This is a genomic window from Micromonospora xinjiangensis (assembly GCF_056150165.1).
On sequence record NZ_JAXCFO010000006.1, the window covers coordinates 49,921 to 66,598 of the forward strand.

Here is a 16,678-nt window from a genome sequence, read left to right on the forward strand (position 1 = left end):
CCGTGACACGTCGATGACCGACGATGCCTTTTCCGCACTCCCGCCCCGCCACCGGAGCCGCGGGAGGGAGAGATCCTGTCCATTCCCGCTGGAGTACGGAACGCGGGCCGTGGGGGTTCAACCGGCCGCGGAAAAATTGTTCGGAGATGCGCCGGGGCGGCGTGTGCCGAGGTGGCGGAGCCACTGACCCGTTCCGGCCGGCCCGCCGTCGGACGGAACGGACCGGGATCGGTGGCGTGCCGGGCGCGGTCAGTCCGCGCAGAGGTGGTCGAACGCGAAGCCGCCCACCAGTTCCTCGCCGCGGGCCCGCAGCGCGAGGATGTCGGCCCGCAGCGCGTCCCGGGTCACCAGCGCCGGCTCGGCACCCTCCAGGTCGCGCAGCCGCTCGCCGATCGCGACGGCGGCCAGGTCCTCCGCCAGCCGAGCCGCGTCGATCCCGCAGGAGAACCGCTGCTCCCAGACCGCCACCCGCTCGACGAGACAGAGCCCGGGACGGACCTCCACCCAGCCCCAGCCCTCGGCCGGACCGCCCTGCCAGCGCACGTGCAACCCCCGCACGATCGGATCGGCCAGCCGGCGGGAGACGTACGCCTCGACCGCCGCCGCGCGGGCCAGCGCGCCCAGGTCGTTGACGTGCCCGGTGCGCCCGTCCGGGAGGCGGCCGAGGATCTCGCGGAACCCGACCGAGGCGGGCTCGTCCGGGTCGGTGGGCCCACTGGCGGCGGCGTAGCGGCGCGCGTCGAGGACGTACTCCACGAGCCGGCGACCGTGGTCGGCCGCGCGCAGCGTCGGCGACTCGACCCGCAGCACCGGCAGGCCGGCCTCCGCCGCGACAGCCGCCTTCATCCGCTCGACCCGCTGCGCCGGCGAGCCGGGCGGGGCGGCCGGTCCGACCTCCACGGCCACGAGGGGCCGACCGGAGTCGTCCGCGCGGACGACGAAGTCGTACCCCTCCCGGCTGGCGGTGCTCCACTGGTTGCCGGTGACTCCCGGCGGACGTCCCTGGACGAGTTCGGCGAGCCGGTGCGCGGCGTAGACCTGGTGCCCGGCGCGCTCGAACACGGGCGCCCGCCCGCCCGCCACGGGCAGCGCCCGCAGGAACACACCCTCGTCGGTGCCGGTGATCGTCATCCGCCTGATCCATCCGCCGATCGGTCGACGGCGCCGAGTCTAGGGGTTGGATCATGGCCGGCGGCCCGCCGGTGCGGCGGTGGCGTCCGCCCGCGACCCGCGCACCTCGGTCGACCACCGCCGCGGATGTGACCTGGATCACAGCTCGACCAACGTTCCGTACCGCCGGCAGGGTGTATCCAGATCGGCGCCGGTAACACCGTGCCGGTCGGGAGGTGCGATGTCGCGACAACAGTTCGGCTTTCTCGCCGGCTTCCTGGTGGTCGCCGTCTGGGCGGCGGCGGGCGCCCGGGTCGCCGGCCTCGCCGTGCTCGCCGGTGTGTTCGCGTGGCTCGCCGTCCGGGTGCTCGACGGCGCGGCCGCGGTGACCGGCCTCGGAGACCGGGTCGTACGGCGGCGGTGACCGGCGGGGAGGCAGCGATGACCGACCGGGGCGTCACCCGGATCAGCCCGGACGTGGTCGCGCGGATCGGCGCCCACGCCGCCCGGGGCGTGCCGGGTGTGCACGCGCTGGTCACCGTGCCGGCTCGGCCGCACGGCGCGACGGCCCGCCTCGACGACCACGCGGTGAGCGTCGACGTCGAGGTCGTCACCCGGTACGGCCACAGCGTGCTCGCCGTCGCCGACGCCGTCCGGGACGCGGTGATCAGCCAGGTGGAGGGGTCGACCGGACTCGGCGTACGCGAGGTCACCGTCACCGTCGACGACGTCGTGGTGCCCGGTCCGGACACGGCGGTGCCGACGTGACGGGCGGATCCGTCGCCGGAGGCTGAGGTGCGTACCGCCAACCGGCTGGCCACCCTGCTGCTCGCCGTCGCCCTGGTCGTCGGCGGCGCGCTGCTGGCCGTGGAGGCGCTGCTGGCCGCGGCGCACCGGCCCCCGTTGCTGGTCGACCACCGCGGCTGGGGCGCGGCGCTCGGGCGCGTGCGGTGGGACGATCCTGGCGTACGCGCGACGGCGCTCGTCCTCCTCCTGCTCGGCCTGGGAGTCCTCGTCGCCGAGCTGCGGCCGTGGACGCCGCTGCGGTTGGACGCGGGCGGCGGGTGGCACCTGCACCGGCGCTCGGTGGAGCGGCGGCTGACCGCGGCGGTCGGGTCGGTGCCCGGGGTACGGAGGGTGCGGGTGCGGGTGCGCCGACGCGGCACGCTCTGGCGGCCCCGGGTGGTGGCGACCGGGGACGCGGCCGCGCGGGCCGAGGTCGAGTTCGCCGTACGACAGGAGCTGCACCGCCTGGCGGCGCCCCGGCCGGACCGGATCGACGTACGACTGCTGCCGGGGCGGCGGGCGGCGTGACCAACGCCGCCCACCGGGTGCTCTGGACCGTCGTGGCGCTCCTGCTCGTCGCCCTCGGCGGCCTCGGCCTGGCGCTGCACCTCGGCCGGTTCCCCGGCGTCGACGCCGGGAGCACGGTCCTCGGTGCCGGGCTGCGCCACTCGTGGCGGCTCGCCGCCCCGTGGACCGCGCTGGCCGCGGCGGCCACCGGGCTGCTGGCCGCCCTCACCGGGCTGTGGCTGCTGCTGCGCGAGCTGACGACGACCGGCGGGGCGTGGCCGGGCACGCTCGCGCACCCCGGCCGGCGCGGCCGCACCCGGCTCACCGCCGCGGCGCTCGCGCGGGCGCTGGAGCGCGACCTCACCGGAGATCCCCGCATCCGCCGGGCCCGGGTGGTGCTGACCGGCGACCCGCCCCACCCCGACCTGTGGATCCGGGTCGAGGTCGTGGCCGGTTCCCGCACCACCGGCCTGCGCGAACACGTGGACGCCGCGGTCCGCCGCTACGTCGACACGGCCGCGTGCCGCCCCGCCCACCTGGACGTGACGGCGCTGGTGGACAGCGGCCAGGCATGATCGACGGGTCGGCGCCCGCCCGGGGGCCGACTCCGGAGGTGGACCGTGCGCGTCGTGTCGCTCGTGCCGTCGCTCACCGAGGCCGTGGCGGTGACCCGGCCCGACGTGCTGGTGGGCGCCACCGACTGGTGCACCCACCCGGCCGGGCTGGACGTGCCGCGGGTGGGCGGCAGCAAGTACCCCGACCTCGCACGGGTGCTCGCCCTCCGGCCGGACCTCGTGCTGCTCAACGTCGAGGAGAACCGCCGCGAGGACGCCGACGCGCTGGTCGCGGCCGGCGTGCCGGTACGCGTAACGTACCCCCGTACCGTCCCGGACGCCCTCACCGAGCTGGCCGACCTGCTGGCCGCCCTCGACGTGGCGGAGGAGCCGGGGTGGCTCGGCGCGGCCCGCCGCGCCTGGGCCGACCCGCCGCGTTCGACGCCGGTGCGCCACGCGGTCGTGCCCGTCTGGCGTCGCCCCTGGGTGGTCCTCGGCTCCGACACGTTCGCCGGGGACGTGCTGCGCCGGCTCGGTGTGGTCAACCGCTACGCCGGACACGCCGAGCGCTACCCCCGGCCCGCGCTCGCCGAGCTGCGCGCCGCCGGGGCGGACCTGGTGGTGCTCCCCGACGAGCCGTACCGCTTCACGGCCACCGACGGGCCGGACGCCTTCCCCGGTACCCCCTGCGCGCTGCTGTCCGGCCGGCACCTGACCTGGTACGGGCCGTCCCTGGCCGAGGCGCCGGCGGTGCTCGCCGCGCAACTGGCCCGCACGGTGACCGCCGCGGCCTGACGGCGCTCAGGGTTCCTCCGCGCCGGGCGGACGCCGGTTCCCCTCCGTGCCGGGGCGCCGGCCGGGCTCCTCTCCGCCGGCAGGAAAGCCCGTCTCCGATCCGCCGGCACGGCGGCCGGTCTGGCCACCGGCGTGGCTGCGCCTGCGCCGGGCGCTCAGCATGCTCCATGCGATGGAGGTGGACAGGGTCAGCACCACCACGGCGAACGTGAGCCAGAGCGGCAGCTTCCCCACCGGGGTCTCGGCCAGGATCAGCTTCACGCCGGCGAAGGCGAGCAGGAGCGCGAGCCCGTACCGCAGGTAACCGAAGTGCCGCAGCAGCCCGGCCAGACAGAAGTAGAGGCTGCGCAGCCCGAGCACGGCGAACGCGTTGGCCGTCCACACGAGGAACGTGTTGGTGGTGATGGCGAGGATCGCGGCCACCGAGTCGATCGCGAAGACCACGTCGGTCGCCTCGATCGCGACGAGCGCGACCAGCAGCAGGGTGGCGCGGCGACGGCCGGCGACGCGCACGGTGAACCGGTCGCCGTGGTAGCGGGGCTCGGTGGGCGCCACCCGGCGGAAGAGCCGGACCACCACGTTGCGGTCCGGGTCGACGTCCGGCTCGCCGCGGACGGCCAACCGCCAACCGGTCCAGATCAGGAAACCGCCGAGCACCACGCCCGCCCAGGCCAGGCGCTCCAGCAGCTGCGCCCCGGCGACGATGAAGACGAGTCGGAACACCAGCGCACCGAGGACGCCCCAGAACAGCACCTTGTGCTGGTAGGCGGCGGGCACCCGGAAGTAGCCGAAGAGCAGCGCGAAGACGAAGACGTTGTCGACCGACAGGGCCTTCTCCAGCAGATAGCCGGAGTAGTACGCGATCGCCGGTTCGCCGCCCCGCCAGAACCAGATGAGCAGGCCGAAGAGGAGACCGGCGCCGATCCAGACGACGCTCCAGACGAGCGCCTCGCGCAGCTCGATGACGTGGTTGTCGCGGTGCGACAGCATGTCCACGGCGAGCATCAGGGCGATGACCGCACCTACCGCCGCCCACGCCCAGAACGGCACCGGGAACGTCGCGTCGCCCACCCGGCGCCCTCCGCATCCACCGCCTCACCGGGGTCCTGCTCCCGCCGCTCGCCGCGCGGCGGCGACCTCCCGAGGCAGGGACAGGTCCGAGCGTAGGCGAGCGCCCGGGCCGGTGAGCCCGGTCCGGCGGATTCGGCCCGGGGGATCGCTCGCCCTCGCCCTGGCCCTGGCCGTCGCCCGGTCACCGGGACCGCCGCGAGGCCAGCTCGCGCGGCCCGCCGGCGGGCTGCCGCACATCGGTCCACTGCTATCCGGCAGGATCGGAGCCGACCGGACACATCACCCGACAACGGCAGGAGATTTCCGGATGAACCAGCCAGCAGGGGCCCGCTCGGGCAAGCCCGAGGTCGCTCCGATCGAGGGCGCCCCGCCCGCCGACCTCGTGATCGAGGACATCACGGTCGGCGAGGGGCCGGAGGCGCAGCCGGGGCAGCTGGCCACCGTGCACTACGTCGGCGTCGGGCACTCGACCGGGCGCGAGTTCGACTCGTCCTGGGGCCGGGGCGAGCCGTTCGAGTTCCCGCTGGGCGCCGGGCAGGTCATCTCCGGGTGGGACCGGGGCGTGGTCGGCATGCGCGTCGGCGGTCGCCGCCGCCTCGTCATCCCGCCGCACCTGGGCTACGGCGACCGGGGCGCCGGCGGCGTCATCCGCCCGGGCGAGACCCTGATCTTCGTGGTGGACCTGCTCGCCGTCCGCTGATCACGGCCGGGGCCGTCGACCGACGTCGGCGGCCCCGCGCTCCGGCGACCGCCCGCGCCGCAGGCCAGCGGCGTTCAGGCCGCCGCCAGCACCGGCTGCGGGGCGGACGGGACGGGCGGCGCCAGTGGCGCGGGCTGCGCGGCGGGGACCGGCGGGACCACGGACAGCGGCACCGGCGCGTCGGAGCGCGCGGGCGGCTGCGGAGCCGCCACCGGCTCGGACGACTGGACGACCGGGATGACCCGGTGCAGGCCGGTGACCCGCAGCACCCGGACCACCACCGGGCCCGGGTCGACCAGGACCAGCTCGCCACCCCGCGCGCGCAGGAGGCGGTGCGCGGCGAGCAGAGCCCGGACCCCGGCCGCGGAGAGCAGGCCGACGCCGGACAGGTCGAGACGCACCACCGGCCGCGCCGGGGCGGCCCAGAGCGCCGCGCGGAGCGTCCCCACCGTGCCGCAGTCGATCTCGCCGACCGCGCGCACGTCGACGCCCTGGTCTCCCACGCGCACCTGCACGTGGAAACGGTCGCTGAGCTGCTCTCCCATGCCCCTGAATCTAGCCCCCACCACCGACAGTTCCGACCCTGCGCGGGAGTGATTCCGGGTACGCCCAGGGTCGTACCCCGAGCCGACCCCGATCCGTCTCAGGGCAGAGGTGTCCGGGTCGGCGGCGGGTGCTCCCGTGCGCCGGGAACCGGAACGGCCATCGGCGGGTGACAATGCACGGATGCCCCTCCCCCGCTCCCGCCCCCGGCCGCCCCGGCTGATCCGGCCGGTCCGCGAGCCGGCCACCGTCCCGCCCCCGCTGGCCGGCCCGTGGGCGCCCACCGACCGGCGGCTCGACGCGGTCGAGCTGCTGCCCCTGCCGCCCGGCTCGGTCGGCCCCGAAGACGTCGTCGTCGACCCGAACGGCCGGGTGATCAGCGGCGACGAGCACGGGCGTCTCTGGTGGTGGCCGGCCGACGCCCCGGCGGGCGCCACCGGGCGCCTGCTGGCCGAGACGGGTGGCCGACCGCTCGGTGTCGAGGTGGACCCGGCCGGCGGCGGGCTGGTGGTGTGCGACGCGTACCGGGGCCTGCTACGGGTCACCCCGGACGGCTCGGTGCACGAGCTGACCGGCCGGACGACCCGGGCGCACCTGGCCAACAACGCCACGGTGGCCCGCGACGGCACGATCTTCTTCACCGACAGTTCGGACCGGTTCCCCGTGTCGCACTGGAAGCGGGACATGCTGGAGCACCGGCCGAACGGGCGGGTGCTCGCGTACCGGCCGGGTGACAGGCGCGTCGAGGTGGTGACGGAGGGCCTCTACTTCCCCAACGGCATCGCGCTGACCCCGGACGAGTCCGCGCTGATGCTCGCGGAGACGACCACCCACCGGCTGCTCCGCGTCGACCTGCCCGGCGGCGCGGTCCGCGTCCTGGCCGACCTGCCCGCGTATCCCGACAACCTCTCGGCGGTGGGCGACGACACGTACTGGATCGCGCTGCCCAGCCCGCGGGTGGCGGTGGCCGAGCGGCTGCTGCCGCACCCCCGGCTGCGCCAGCTCGCCGCGCTGCTGCCCGACGCCCTGCAGCCGCAGCCGCGCCGCTACGGGCTGGTCGCGCTGGTCGACGGTGAGGGTACGGTCCGCCGGACGCTGCACGGCCCGCGCGGCGACTACTCGATGATCACGGGCGTACGCCAGCACGGCGACCGGCTCTGGCTCGGCAGCCTGACCGGGCCGGGCGTCGCACGCGTCCCGCTGGCCTGACCCACCCCGTCGCCACGAGCGTCACCGCACGCCTCGGTCCGGCCGGGAGGACGCCCGCGCCACCCCGTGCGGACGGCCCGCGGAGCGCCTGCCCGGCAGGCAGGGAACGCCGTACGCAGGAAGGGGCCGGCCCGCAGAGTGGGCGGGCCGGCCCCGGTCAGGTGCGGACGGCGGTCAGCCGCCGGTCACCGAGGGGTGCGGGGCCGGCGAGCCGCCGGCGACCGCGCCCGGGTGCCCCTGGTGGGCCGGCGCCGGGGCGAGCCCGGCCGGCACCGGCAGGGCGCTGCCCTTCACGTACTCGGCCCAGCTCACGTTCCAGGCCGTCCAGCCGTTGCCCTCCGTCAGCGGCACCTCGGTGCCCTTGACGGTCACGAGGTCGCCCACCTGCGTGATGTTCATGAGCCAGTCCGCTGCCGAGGCGGAGACGTTGGTGCAGCCGTGCGAGACGTTGGTGTTGCCCTGGTCGCCCTCCGACCACGGGGCGCCGTGGATGAACTCGCCGCCCCAGGTGAGCCGCTGCGCGTCCTCGACGTCGACCACGTAGGGGTCGGCCGATCCCCGGGTGTCGAACGTCGTGAACTGGTGCTTCTCCATGATCACCATCTTGCCGCTGGAGGTCGGCGTGCTCGGCTTGCCGAGGCTGACGGGGATCTTGCGAACGAGCTTTCCGTCGCGCAGCACCGACATCTGCTTGGTGGCGTTGTCGATCTCCAGGGAGACCTGCCGACCGATCTTCGACGTGGCCTTCCGCTCGGCGTCGCCGACCAGCTCCTTGCCGATGGGCAGCCCCTCCAGGCCGGCGCGGACGCTGATCGTCGTGCCCGGACGCCAGAAGTCGGGTGCCCGGTAATAGACCTGGCTGCCGTCGGACACCCACGACCAGACGCCCGGCTGGGGCGGATCCGTCTTCACGAACAACCGGCGCTGCACATCCGCCCTGGCCTCCTTGGGAATGGGCGGGTCGAATGCGACCGTCACCGGCATCGCGGTGCCGTACGTCTGATTACCGGCGAAATAGAGTGTGCTGGTCACCGCCGGTTTGTTCGATTTCGGCATGGTGGTGAAGGTCGTCTTACGCGTGGTGGTCTTGCCCGAGTCGCCGGTCGCGGTGACCTCCGCCGTGTAGGTCCGCTTCGGCGCCAGCGGCGCGCTGGGGACCCACCCGGACCCGTCCTCGCGGGGCTCGGCCTTGACCTCCTTGCCCTTGTCGTCGGTGATCCGTACGCCGGTGACGCGGCCACCGGCCACCTTGGTGCCGATCTCGGCGCTGATCGGCACGTCCTTCGCGCTGTCCCCGGGCGTCACGGTCAGCTCGGGTGGCGCGGCGTGCTTCCCCGCTCGCCCGTCCGTCTTCGTGTCGGCGGTGCAGCCGACCAGGACCAACGGGGTGACCGCGACGGTCACCCCCAACAGCGTCAAACGCCGCCTCAATCTCATGATGCGTCCCCCCGTTTTACGCTTCGGCTCCGCCCCATTCTCTCCAGGTCCGTACGACTTCCCCCGCAATTCGCAAAATAAGGCTGCGACAATTATCTGTCCAATTTTGCCGTGCTGCGCCAAAAGGGGAGCGTCATCCCCGAGGGCCGTTTCGATGAGCGCTCGCCCCGTACGCCGCCTCGCGACCCGACGCGACGGGAGCGTCCCCAACGCACCCGGCCGCGCCGTGCCGACCGGATTCACCCCCTTCCGCCCGACACCGCCCCGCCGCGAACCGCGCCCCGGCCCCCGGTGCCGCGGCGCGGGTGGCACGGCAGGGCGCACGCCCGCGCCTCGCACCGGACTTTCGTCAGGTTCAGCGAAAGTTCGGCGTCCCACGCGGAACCTTTGCCATCGACAGTCGGCAAGGGTACGGTGTCGAGCCAGATAGAAAGTTGCCCATCGGTCGATCCGCTGTCCGCCTTGCCGCCAGTGGCGCGCCCCGCGTGGGCACGCCCGCACCCCGTACCGCCGACCGCCCTGACCAGCCGGAACTCCGCCGGCCGGTCCGGCGTGCCCGGGGGCGGCAGCCGGTCGACCCCGAACCGCCGGACCGCACGGCCCGGCAGGGAGGGAACACCACCATGGAGCAGAACACACGGCGGTCGGAGCCACCCGAGGCGTCCGAGCCGGTGAGCCGGCGCGGACTGCTCCGCGCGGCGACCGTCTCCGCCGCCGCGGTCGGCGCCGCCGGCCTGTTGGGGACCTCGGCCGCGTCGGCCTCCGGCGGCGCGGGCCACGGCGGCGGCCGGCGGCGGGTGCCGCTGGACCGGATCAGCATCCAGCTCTACACCCTGCGCGACCAGCTCGCCGCCGACCTGCCCGGCACGCTCGCCGCACTGCGCCGGATCGGGTACCGGCGGGTCGAGCACGCCGGCTTCGTCGGCCGGAAGGCCGCCGAGTTCCGGGCCGCGCTCGACGAGGCCGGGCTGCGCGCCACCTCCGGCCACACGGGGATCCCGCAGCCCTTCGACGCGGACACGTGGGAGCGCGCCCTCGCGGACGCGAACACGGTCGGCTGCCGCAAGATCGTCCATCCGTGGTTCGGGCTCGACTCGGCGGGCCAGCCGATCCGCGACCCGCAGGTCTACCGGGCCCTCGCCCGGGACCTCAACCGGGCCGGCCGGATGGCCGAGCGCGCGGGCCTGGAGTTCGGCTACCACAACCACCAACTGGAGTTCGTCCCGCTGACCGACGGCCGGACCGGCTTCGACATCCTCACCGGCGACACCGACCCGCGGTTGGTCCACTTCGAACTGGACCTCTTCTGGGCCTGGCGCGGCGCGCAGGACCCGGTCGACGTCATCCGCGCCCACCGCGGCCGGATCCGCCAGGTGCACGTCAAGGACATGGACCACAACGCCAGCTTCGCCGACCTCGGCGACGGCCTCATCGACTTCGGCCGGATCCTCGCCCACGAGCGGGAGGCCGGCATCGAGGAGTACATCGTGGAGCGCGACGACGCCGGCACCCCGCCGCGCTCGCCCGCCGACGCCCTGGACACCGCCCGCGTCGGCTTCGACTACCTCTCGTCGCTCCGTTACTGACCACCACCTCCGGGGGACCACTGTGAAGAAGAGGACCTCAATCCTGTCCGCCCTGGCGCTGGTCGGCGCCGGTCTCGCGGCGCCCGCCGCGCCGTCGGCCGCGGCGCCCGCACCGGCCGCGCCACCGGACTCCAGCTTCCAGAAGGTGACGCTGAACGACTACCCGGGCGAGCCGATGAGCCTGGCCGTCCTGCCCGACCTGCGCGTGCTGCACACCTCCCGCACCGGCGAGGTCCGCATCCACGACCCGCGTACGGGCCTGAACACCCTCGCCGCCGACGTGCCCGTCTACGAGCACGACGAGGAGGGCCTGCAGGGCATCGCGATCGACCCGGACTTCGCCCGCAACAAGTGGGTCTACCTCTACTACTCGCCCCCGGGCGACACGCCGGTCGACGACCCCAGCACGCCGGACGTCAACGAGGGTGACGCGCCGATGGTGGGCACCGAGGAGGACTGGGAACGGTTCCGCGGCGTGCTGCGGCTGTCCCGGTTCAAGCTCGAGGGGATGAAGCTGAACCTCGCCACCGAGCAGAAGATCATCGACGTACCCGTCGACCGGGGCATCTGCTGCCACGTGGGCGGGCAGATCGAGTTCGACAGCAAGGGCAACCTGTACCTCTCCACCGGTGACGACACCAACCCGTTCTTCTCCGACGGCTACACGCCGATCGACGAGCGGGCCGAGCGCAACCCGGCGTTCGACGCGCAGCGCACCTCGGGCAACACGAACGACCTCCGGGGCAAGCTGCTGCGGATCAAGGTGAAGCCGAACGGCGGCTACACCGTGCCGGCGGGCAACCTGTTCAAGCCGGGCACCGCGAAGACCCGCCCGGAGATCTACGCGATGGGGCTGCGCAACCCGTTCCGGTTCGCCGTCGACCGTCGCACCGACGACGTCTACCTGGCCGACTACTCCCCCGACGCCGGGTCCGCCAACCCGGGCCGGGGGCCGGCCGGGCACGGCCGGTGGATGCTGATCGACAAGCCGGCCAACTACGGCTGGCCGTACTGCGCCACGCCGAGCCTGCCCTACCGTGACTACGACTTCGCCACCGGCACGCCCGGCGCGTACTTCGACTGCGAGCGGCTGGTGAACGACTCGCCGCACAACACCGGCCTGCGCAGGCTGCCGCCGGTCGAGGCGCCGCAGGTCTGGTACCCGTCGGCCGCCTCGGGCGAGTTCCCGCAGCTCGGCACGGGCGGGATCGGCCCGATGGGCGGCCCGGCGTACGACTACGACGGCCGCAGCACGTCGCGGACCAAGTGGCCCGCCTACTACGACGGGGTGCCGCTGTTCTACGAGTGGACCCGCGACTACATCAAGGAGTTCCGCCTCGACAAGCAGGGCGAGGTGCGCGACATCCGGCCGGTGGTCCCGTCGCTGGTGGTGGACAACCCGATGGACATGGAGTTCGGCCCGGACGGCGCCCTCTACGTGCTCGAGTACGGCGACGGCTACTTCGCCGAGAACCCCGACGCGCAGCTGTCCCGGATCGACTTCGTCCGGGGCAACCGGACGCCGATCCCCCAGATCAGCGCCGACCCGACGGCGGGGCAGGCGCCGCTGACCGTCCGGTTCAGCAGCGCCGGGACGGTCGACCCGGACGGTGACCGGCTCCGCTACGCCTGGGACTTCAACGCCGACGGTTCGGTCGACTCCACCGACCCGAACCCGACCTGGACGTACCAGCAGAACGGGCAGTACCAGCCGACGGTCAAGGTGACCGACAGCACCGGCCGGTCGGCGGCGGCCACCCTGCCGCTGCTCGTCGGGCCGCGGGCGCCGATCGTCGAGTTCGTCAGCCCGACCGCCGGGCAGCCGTTCGAGTTCGGTCAGACGGTGACGTTCGAGGTGCGGGTGACCGACGACCTGCCGGTGGACTGCTCCCGGGTGCGGGTGACCTACATCCTCGGCCACGACGAGCACGGCCACCCGCTCTCGTCGGCGACCGGGTGCACCGGCAGCATCACCACCTTCCTCGACCCCGGGCACGGTGGGGCCGACAACCTGCGCGCGGTCTTCGTGGCGGAGTACACCGACGCCCCGACCGAGCCGGGTGTGCCGCCGCAGACCGGCAGCGCCGAGGTGGTGCTGACGCCGACGGGCGGCAGCGCCGGCTGATCCGACCGACGCTCACGACACCGGGGCCGGCACCGCGTGGTGCCGGCCCCGGTGCGGGTCAGACGGCCGCGATGAGCAGCGCGGGCCGCTCGACGCAGTCGGCGACGTGCCGCAGGAAACCGCCGGCCACCCCGCCGTCGCAGACCCGGTGGTCGAAGGTGAGGCTGAGCTGCACCACCTTGCGGACCGCGAGCTGGCCGTCGACGACCCACGGCTTGTCCACGATCCGTCCCACCCCGAGCAGCGCCGCCTCCGGGTGGTTGATGATCGGGGTGGAGCCGTCCACACCGAACACCCCGTAGTTGTTGAGGGTGAACGTGCCCCCGGTGAGGCGCGCCGGCGGGAGGGTCCCCGCCCGGGCGGCCGCCGTGGTCTCGGCCAGTTCGGCGGCGAGCTCGCCGGTGGTGAGCCGCTGGGCGTCGCGGACCACCGGGACGACGAGCCCCCGGTCGGTCTGCGCGGCGATGCCCAGGTGCACGCCCGCGGACTGGACGATCCGCTCCCCCTCGGTGTCCACCCGGGCGTTGAGCTGCGGGTAGCGGCGCAGCCCGGACAGGCAGATCCGGGCCAGCAGGGCCAGGATGCTCACCGGCTCGCCGGGGCGGGCGGCGTTGATCGCGGCCCGCGTCTCCAGCAGGGCGGTCGCGTCCGCGTCGACCCAGATGGTCACCTCGGGGATCTCCCGCCGGCTGCGGGAGAGCTTGTCGGCGATCACTTTGCGGATGCCGGTCAGCGGGACGACCAGGTCGTCGGCGCCGGACGCGGCCGGCGGCTGCGGCACCGCGCGCAGCGGTGCGGGGGCCGCGGCGAGGGCGGCCTCCACGTCGGCCCGGCGGACCACCCCGCCGGGGCCGGTGCCGGTCAGCGTGGCGAGGTCCAGGCCGTGCTCGCGGGCCAGCCGCCGGACGATCGGCGAGATGACCAGCGGCGTCGCGGCCGGATCGCCGGCCGCCGGCGGGGGTGCGACGGCCGTCGCGGTCGCCGCCGCGGCGGCGGGGCGGGCCGGAGCGCCCGGGGCCGTCCCCGAGGCGGGGACCGGGTCGGGAGCGACGGTGAGCCGGGGGCGGCGCCGCCGCCGGCCCGGACCGTGTCCGGTGCCGTACCCGATGAGGACGTTGCCCGAGCCGGCGCGCTCCTCCTCGCGGTACGTGGCGTGCCCGGCGGGCTCGGGTGCGCCGCCCGGCGCGGGGGCCGCCGCGCCGTCCGGCGCCGCGATCGTGATCAGCGGCTGGCCGACCGGCCGGACCTCGCCGGGCGCGCCGTGCAGCGCGACCACCCGCCCGGCGTACGGGCAGGGCACGTCGACGACGGCCTTGGCCGTCTCCACCTCGACGACGGTCTGGTCCACGGTCACCGTGTCGCCGACCGCGACCCGCCACTCGACGATCTCCGCCTCGCTGAGGCCCTCCCCGAGGTCGGGCAGGAGAAAGACCTGGTCGCTCATGCCGCGCTGCCCCGGGCCGCGGGGAGCCAGCGCGCGTCCGGCTGGTCGTCCCACTGGAGGCGGGCGACCGTGTCGAGCACCCGGTCCACCCCGGGCAGGTGGGTGTGTTCGAGCATCGGCGCCGGGTACGGGATGTCCAGGCCGGAGACCCGCAGCACCGGGGCGTGCAGGGCGTGGAAGCAGCGCTCCTGGACGCGGGCGGCGATCTCGGCGCCGACACCGGCGAAGCCCTGCGCCTCCTGGATCACCACGCAGCGGCCGGTGCGGCGCACCGAGGCCGTGACCGTCTCGTCGTCGAACGGCACGATCGTGCGGACGTCCACGACCTCCAGGTCCCAGCCCTCCTCGCGGGCGGCCTCGGCGGCCTCCAGCGCGACCGGCACCGCCGGCCCGTACGCGACGAGCGTGGCGTCCCGTCCGGGGCGCCGCACGACCGCCCGACCGAACGGCTCGGTACGCGCCGGCAGCTCGGCCTCGCCGCTGGAGAAGTAGAGCTTCTTCGGCTCCATGAAGACCACCGGGTCGGGGTCGGCGATCGCCTCGCGCAGCAGCGAGTACGCGTCGGCGACCGTGGCCGGGGTGACCACCTTCAGGCCGGGGGTGTGCGCGTAGTACGCCTCGCTGGAGTCGCAGTGGTGCTCGACGCCGCCGATCCCGCCCGCGTACGGGACGCGGATCACGATGGGCACGCTGAGCGCGCCCCGGGTGCGGTTGCGCAGCTTCGCCACGTGCGAGGCGATCTGCTCGAACGCCGGGTACGCGAACGCGTCGAACTGCATCTCGACCACGGGCCGCAGGCCGGACATGGCCAGGCCGACGGCGAACCCGACGATGCCCGCCTCGGCGAGCGGGGTGTCGAAGCACCGCGTGTCGCCGAACCGGGCCTGGAGGCCGTCGGTGATCCGGAAGACGCCGCCGAGCTGCCCGACGTCCTCGCCGAAGACGACGACCCGCTCGTCCTCGGCCATCGCGTCGGCGAGCGCCGCGTTGAGCGCCTTCGCCATGGTGGTGGCCATCAGGCGTCCCCCTCCTGCTCGGCCGCGGCCAGCTCGGCGCGGACCTGCTCACGCTGCTCGATCAGCTGCGGCGTGGGCTGTGCGTAGACGTGCTCGAAGAGGCTCAGCGGGTCGACCGTGGGCTGGGCGTTCATCCGCTCGCGCACGTCGGCCGCGTACGCCTCGGCCTCCGCGGCCACGGCGGCGACCGCGTCGTCGTCCAGCTCACCCCGCGCGCGCAGGTACGTCTCCAGCCGGCTGATCGGGTCCCGGTCCCGCCAGGCGTCGACCTCGGCGCCGTCGCGGTAGCGGGTGGCGTCGTCCGCGTTGGTGTGCGGCTCCATCCGGTAGGTGTGCGCCTCGACCAGGAACGGGCCGTTGCCGGCGCGGGCGTGCTCCACCGCGCGGGTGAGCACGGCCAGCACCGCGACGGGGTCGTTGCCGTCGACCTGCTCGCTGGGCACGCCGTAGCCGACACCCTTGTAGGCCAGGCTCGGGGCCGCGGTCTGCCGGGACAGCGGGACGCTGATCGCGTACCGGTTGTTCTGTACGAGGTAGACCACCGGCGCCTTGAAGACCGCCGCGAAGTTGATCCCCTCGTGGAAGTCGCCCTCGCTGGTGGCGCCGTCGCCGATGAAGGCCAGTGCCACGGTGTCGCGGCCCTGGTGCGCCTCGCCGTACGCGAGCCCGGCGGCGTGCACGCACTGCGTCGCGAGGGGGGTGCACTGCGGTGCGGTGCGCAGGGCGGCCGGGTCGTACCCGCAGTGCCAGTCGCCGCGCAGGAGCGTGAGCACCTCGACGGGGTCGAGGCCGCGGGAGACCAGGGCCATCGACTCCCGGTAGGTCGGGAAGACCCAGTCGGTGTCGCGGACGGCGAGCATCGCCCCCACCTGGCAGGCCTCCTGGCCCCGGGAGGACGGGTAGACGGCGAGGCGGCCCTGCTTGGTCAGCGCGGTGGCCTGGACGTCGAACCGCCGGCCGACGACCATCCGGCGGTACAGCTCGCGCAGGACGTCGACGGGCGGCTCGGGGTAGTCGGTGCGAGCGGGCAGCGGCGTGCCGCTGGGGTCGAGCAGGCGGACCGGCTCGTCGGCCGGCAGCAGCGGGCGCGCCGGGTCGGCCGGGGTGGCGGGCCGACGACGGGTGCGCGGGGATGCCCTGCGGACCGCCTGGGGTGTGGTCGTCACGGCGGGGACCTCCTGGGACGTGTGGTGGCCCTATGCTCCTGCGTGGCGGATGTTTTGCTCAAGATCCACCGCCAAGGTAAGACAAACGGCACGGAAGTGGGGCTTCGGTGAGCCAGCAGACCGGTCCGGAAGCGACCCCGGCCGCCGCGACGGGACGTTCGTCCCGACCGCTCGACGAGGTGGACCGCCGGATCCTGGACGAGCTGGTCCGGGACGGGCGCACGTCGGTGCGCACCCTGGCCGAGCGGATCCACATCTCCCGGACCAACGCGTACGCCCGGGTCGAGCGGCTGTTGCGCGACGGCGTGGTCACGGGCTTCCGGGCGCAGGTGGCGCCGGAGGCGGCCGGGCTGGGCACCTCGGCGTACGTGGCGCTGACCATCGAGCAGAACACCTGGCGCGAGGTGTCGGCGGAGCTGGCCCAGGTGCGCTACATCGAGCACGCCGCACTGCTCGGCGGCGACCACGACGTGCTGGCGCTGGTGCGGGCGCCGGACAACGCGGCGCTGCGGGACGTGGTGCTGGGCCGGATCCAGAGCATCCCCGGCGTGCTCTCCACCCGCACGTGGCTGGTCTTCGAGGAGTTCGACGGGGCGCGCAGCCCCTGGGTGTGACCGGTCGCGGGCGCG

General features: G+C 74.7%; 16 protein-coding genes and 1 pseudogene. 10 read left to right on the forward strand and 7 right to left on the reverse strand.

From position 1 onward, the window contains the following. Positions 1-249 precede the first annotated feature (249 nt). The gene (locus tag SM573_RS21735) at positions 250-1,131 is read right to left on the reverse strand and encodes a hypothetical protein (RefSeq protein WP_474610399.1); all 882 of its coding nucleotides are present in this window, start codon (positions 1,129-1,131) and stop codon (positions 250-252) included. 220 nt (positions 1,132-1,351) lie between these two features. Between SM573_RS21735 and SM573_RS21740 the strand changes: the two genes are divergently transcribed. From SM573_RS21740 to SM573_RS21760, 5 genes are read left to right on the forward strand one after another with little or no spacing between them, the layout of a single operon-like run. Further along, positions 1,352-1,534 carry a hypothetical protein gene (locus SM573_RS21740; RefSeq protein ID WP_474610400.1) on the forward strand — a complete coding sequence of 61 codons (183 nt, stop codon included), beginning with the start codon at positions 1,352-1,354 and terminating at the stop codon, positions 1,532-1,534. A 17-nt stretch (positions 1,535-1,551) separates the two neighbouring features. Then, complete coding sequence (locus SM573_RS21745) at positions 1,552-1,878, forward strand: Asp23/Gls24 family envelope stress response protein (protein ID WP_474610401.1); 327 nt, start codon at positions 1,552-1,554, stop codon at positions 1,876-1,878. Between the two features lie 27 nt (positions 1,879-1,905). Next, positions 1,906-2,424, forward strand: coding sequence for a DUF6286 domain-containing protein (locus SM573_RS21750; protein ID WP_474616922.1), 519 nt, complete (start codon positions 1,906-1,908; stop codon positions 2,422-2,424). After that, positions 2,421-2,978, forward strand: coding sequence for a hypothetical protein (locus SM573_RS21755; protein ID WP_474616923.1), 558 nt, complete (start codon positions 2,421-2,423; stop codon positions 2,976-2,978). Before SM573_RS21750 ends, SM573_RS21755 begins: the two co-directional genes overlap by 4 nt. A gap of 45 nt (positions 2,979-3,023) precedes the next feature. Then, entirely contained in the window at positions 3,024-3,752 is a 729-nt protein-coding gene (locus SM573_RS21760) for a helical backbone metal receptor (protein WP_474616924.1), read from the forward strand. A gap of 6 nt (positions 3,753-3,758) precedes the next feature. Here SM573_RS21760 and SM573_RS21765 read toward each other — a convergent pair whose 3' ends face one another. Then, a complete protein-coding gene (locus SM573_RS21765) occupies positions 3,759-4,823 on the reverse strand; it encodes a TerC family protein (RefSeq protein WP_474616925.1) in 1,065 nt (354 codons plus the stop codon). 307 nt (positions 4,824-5,130) lie between these two features. Between SM573_RS21765 and SM573_RS21770 the strand changes: the two genes are divergently transcribed. Continuing rightward, positions 5,131-5,523, forward strand: coding sequence for an FKBP-type peptidyl-prolyl cis-trans isomerase (locus tag SM573_RS21770; RefSeq protein WP_474610405.1), 393 nt, complete (start codon positions 5,131-5,133; stop codon positions 5,521-5,523). A gap of 206 nt (positions 5,524-5,729) precedes the next feature. Here the strand turns inward: SM573_RS21770 and SM573_RS21775 are convergent. Further along, positions 5,730-6,068: pseudogene (locus tag SM573_RS21775) on the reverse strand (STAS domain-containing protein); the annotation flags it as partial. A 181-nt stretch (positions 6,069-6,249) separates the two neighbouring features. On the opposite strand from SM573_RS21775, the gene SM573_RS21780 reads away from it, so the two are divergent. Continuing rightward, positions 6,250-7,275 carry an SMP-30/gluconolactonase/LRE family protein gene (locus SM573_RS21780; protein ID WP_474610406.1) on the forward strand — a complete coding sequence of 342 codons (1,026 nt, stop codon included), beginning with the start codon at positions 6,250-6,252 and terminating at the stop codon, positions 7,273-7,275. Between the two features lie 174 nt (positions 7,276-7,449). Here SM573_RS21780 and SM573_RS21785 read toward each other — a convergent pair whose 3' ends face one another. Further along, the gene (locus tag SM573_RS21785; protein WP_474610407.1) at positions 7,450-8,712 is read right to left on the reverse strand and encodes a L,D-transpeptidase; all 1,263 of its coding nucleotides are present in this window, start codon (positions 8,710-8,712) and stop codon (positions 7,450-7,452) included. Positions 8,713-9,335: 623 nt separating this feature from the next. Between SM573_RS21785 and SM573_RS21790 the strand changes: the two genes are divergently transcribed. Together SM573_RS21790 and SM573_RS21795 are read left to right on the forward strand one after the other, a co-directional pair. Then, entirely contained in the window at positions 9,336-10,298 is a 963-nt protein-coding gene (locus SM573_RS21790) for a sugar phosphate isomerase/epimerase family protein (protein WP_474616926.1), read from the forward strand. Positions 10,299-10,320: 22 nt separating this feature from the next. Continuing rightward, complete coding sequence (locus SM573_RS21795; protein ID WP_474616927.1) at positions 10,321-12,423, forward strand: PQQ-dependent sugar dehydrogenase; 2,103 nt, start codon at positions 10,321-10,323, stop codon at positions 12,421-12,423. A gap of 58 nt (positions 12,424-12,481) precedes the next feature. On the opposite strand, the gene SM573_RS21800 is transcribed toward SM573_RS21795, so the two are convergent. The 3 genes from SM573_RS21800 to pdhA are packed head-to-tail and all read right to left on the reverse strand — an operon-like array spanning position 12,482 to position 16,049. After that, positions 12,482-13,867 carry a dihydrolipoamide acetyltransferase family protein gene (locus tag SM573_RS21800; protein WP_474610410.1) on the reverse strand — a complete coding sequence of 462 codons (1,386 nt, stop codon included), beginning with the start codon at positions 13,865-13,867 and terminating at the stop codon, positions 12,482-12,484. Further along, positions 13,864-14,886, reverse strand: coding sequence for an alpha-ketoacid dehydrogenase subunit beta (locus SM573_RS21805; RefSeq protein ID WP_474610960.1), 1,023 nt, complete (start codon positions 14,884-14,886; stop codon positions 13,864-13,866). Before SM573_RS21805 ends, SM573_RS21800 begins: the two co-directional genes overlap by 4 nt. Further along, on the reverse strand, positions 14,883-16,049 hold the full coding sequence (pdhA, locus tag SM573_RS21810; RefSeq protein WP_474616928.1) for a pyruvate dehydrogenase (acetyl-transferring) E1 component subunit alpha: 1,167 nt from the start codon (positions 16,047-16,049) through the stop codon (positions 14,883-14,885). Before pdhA ends, SM573_RS21805 begins: the two co-directional genes overlap by 4 nt. A 107-nt stretch (positions 16,050-16,156) precedes the next feature. Here pdhA and SM573_RS21815 point away from each other — a divergent pair, with 107 nt between their 5' ends. Continuing rightward, on the forward strand, positions 16,157-16,663 hold the full coding sequence (locus SM573_RS21815) for an Lrp/AsnC family transcriptional regulator (protein WP_474610412.1): 507 nt from the start codon (positions 16,157-16,159) through the stop codon (positions 16,661-16,663). The last annotated feature ends 15 nt before the right edge of the window (positions 16,664-16,678 follow it).

Coding starts and splice junctions, on each gene's coding strand:
- SM573_RS21790 (WP_474616926.1), top strand. CDS start 9,336: ATGGAGCAGAACACACGGCGGTCGGAGCCACCCGAGGCGTCCGAGCCG.
- SM573_RS21770 (WP_474610405.1), top strand. CDS start 5,131: ATGAACCAGCCAGCAGGGGCCCGCTCGGGCAAGCCCGAGGTCGCTCCG.
- SM573_RS21745 (WP_474610401.1), top strand. CDS start 1,552: ATGACCGACCGGGGCGTCACCCGGATCAGCCCGGACGTGGTCGCGCGG.
- SM573_RS21780 (WP_474610406.1), top strand. CDS start 6,250: ATGCCCCTCCCCCGCTCCCGCCCCCGGCCGCCCCGGCTGATCCGGCCG.
- SM573_RS21785 (WP_474610407.1), bottom strand. CDS start 8,712: ATGAGATTGAGGCGGCGTTTGACGCTGTTGGGGGTGACCGTCGCGGTC.
- SM573_RS21800 (WP_474610410.1), bottom strand. CDS start 13,867: ATGAGCGACCAGGTCTTTCTCCTGCCCGACCTCGGGGAGGGCCTCAGC.
- SM573_RS21735 (WP_474610399.1), bottom strand. CDS start 1,131: ATGACGATCACCGGCACCGACGAGGGTGTGTTCCTGCGGGCGCTGCCC.
- SM573_RS21740 (WP_474610400.1), top strand. CDS start 1,352: ATGTCGCGACAACAGTTCGGCTTTCTCGCCGGCTTCCTGGTGGTCGCC.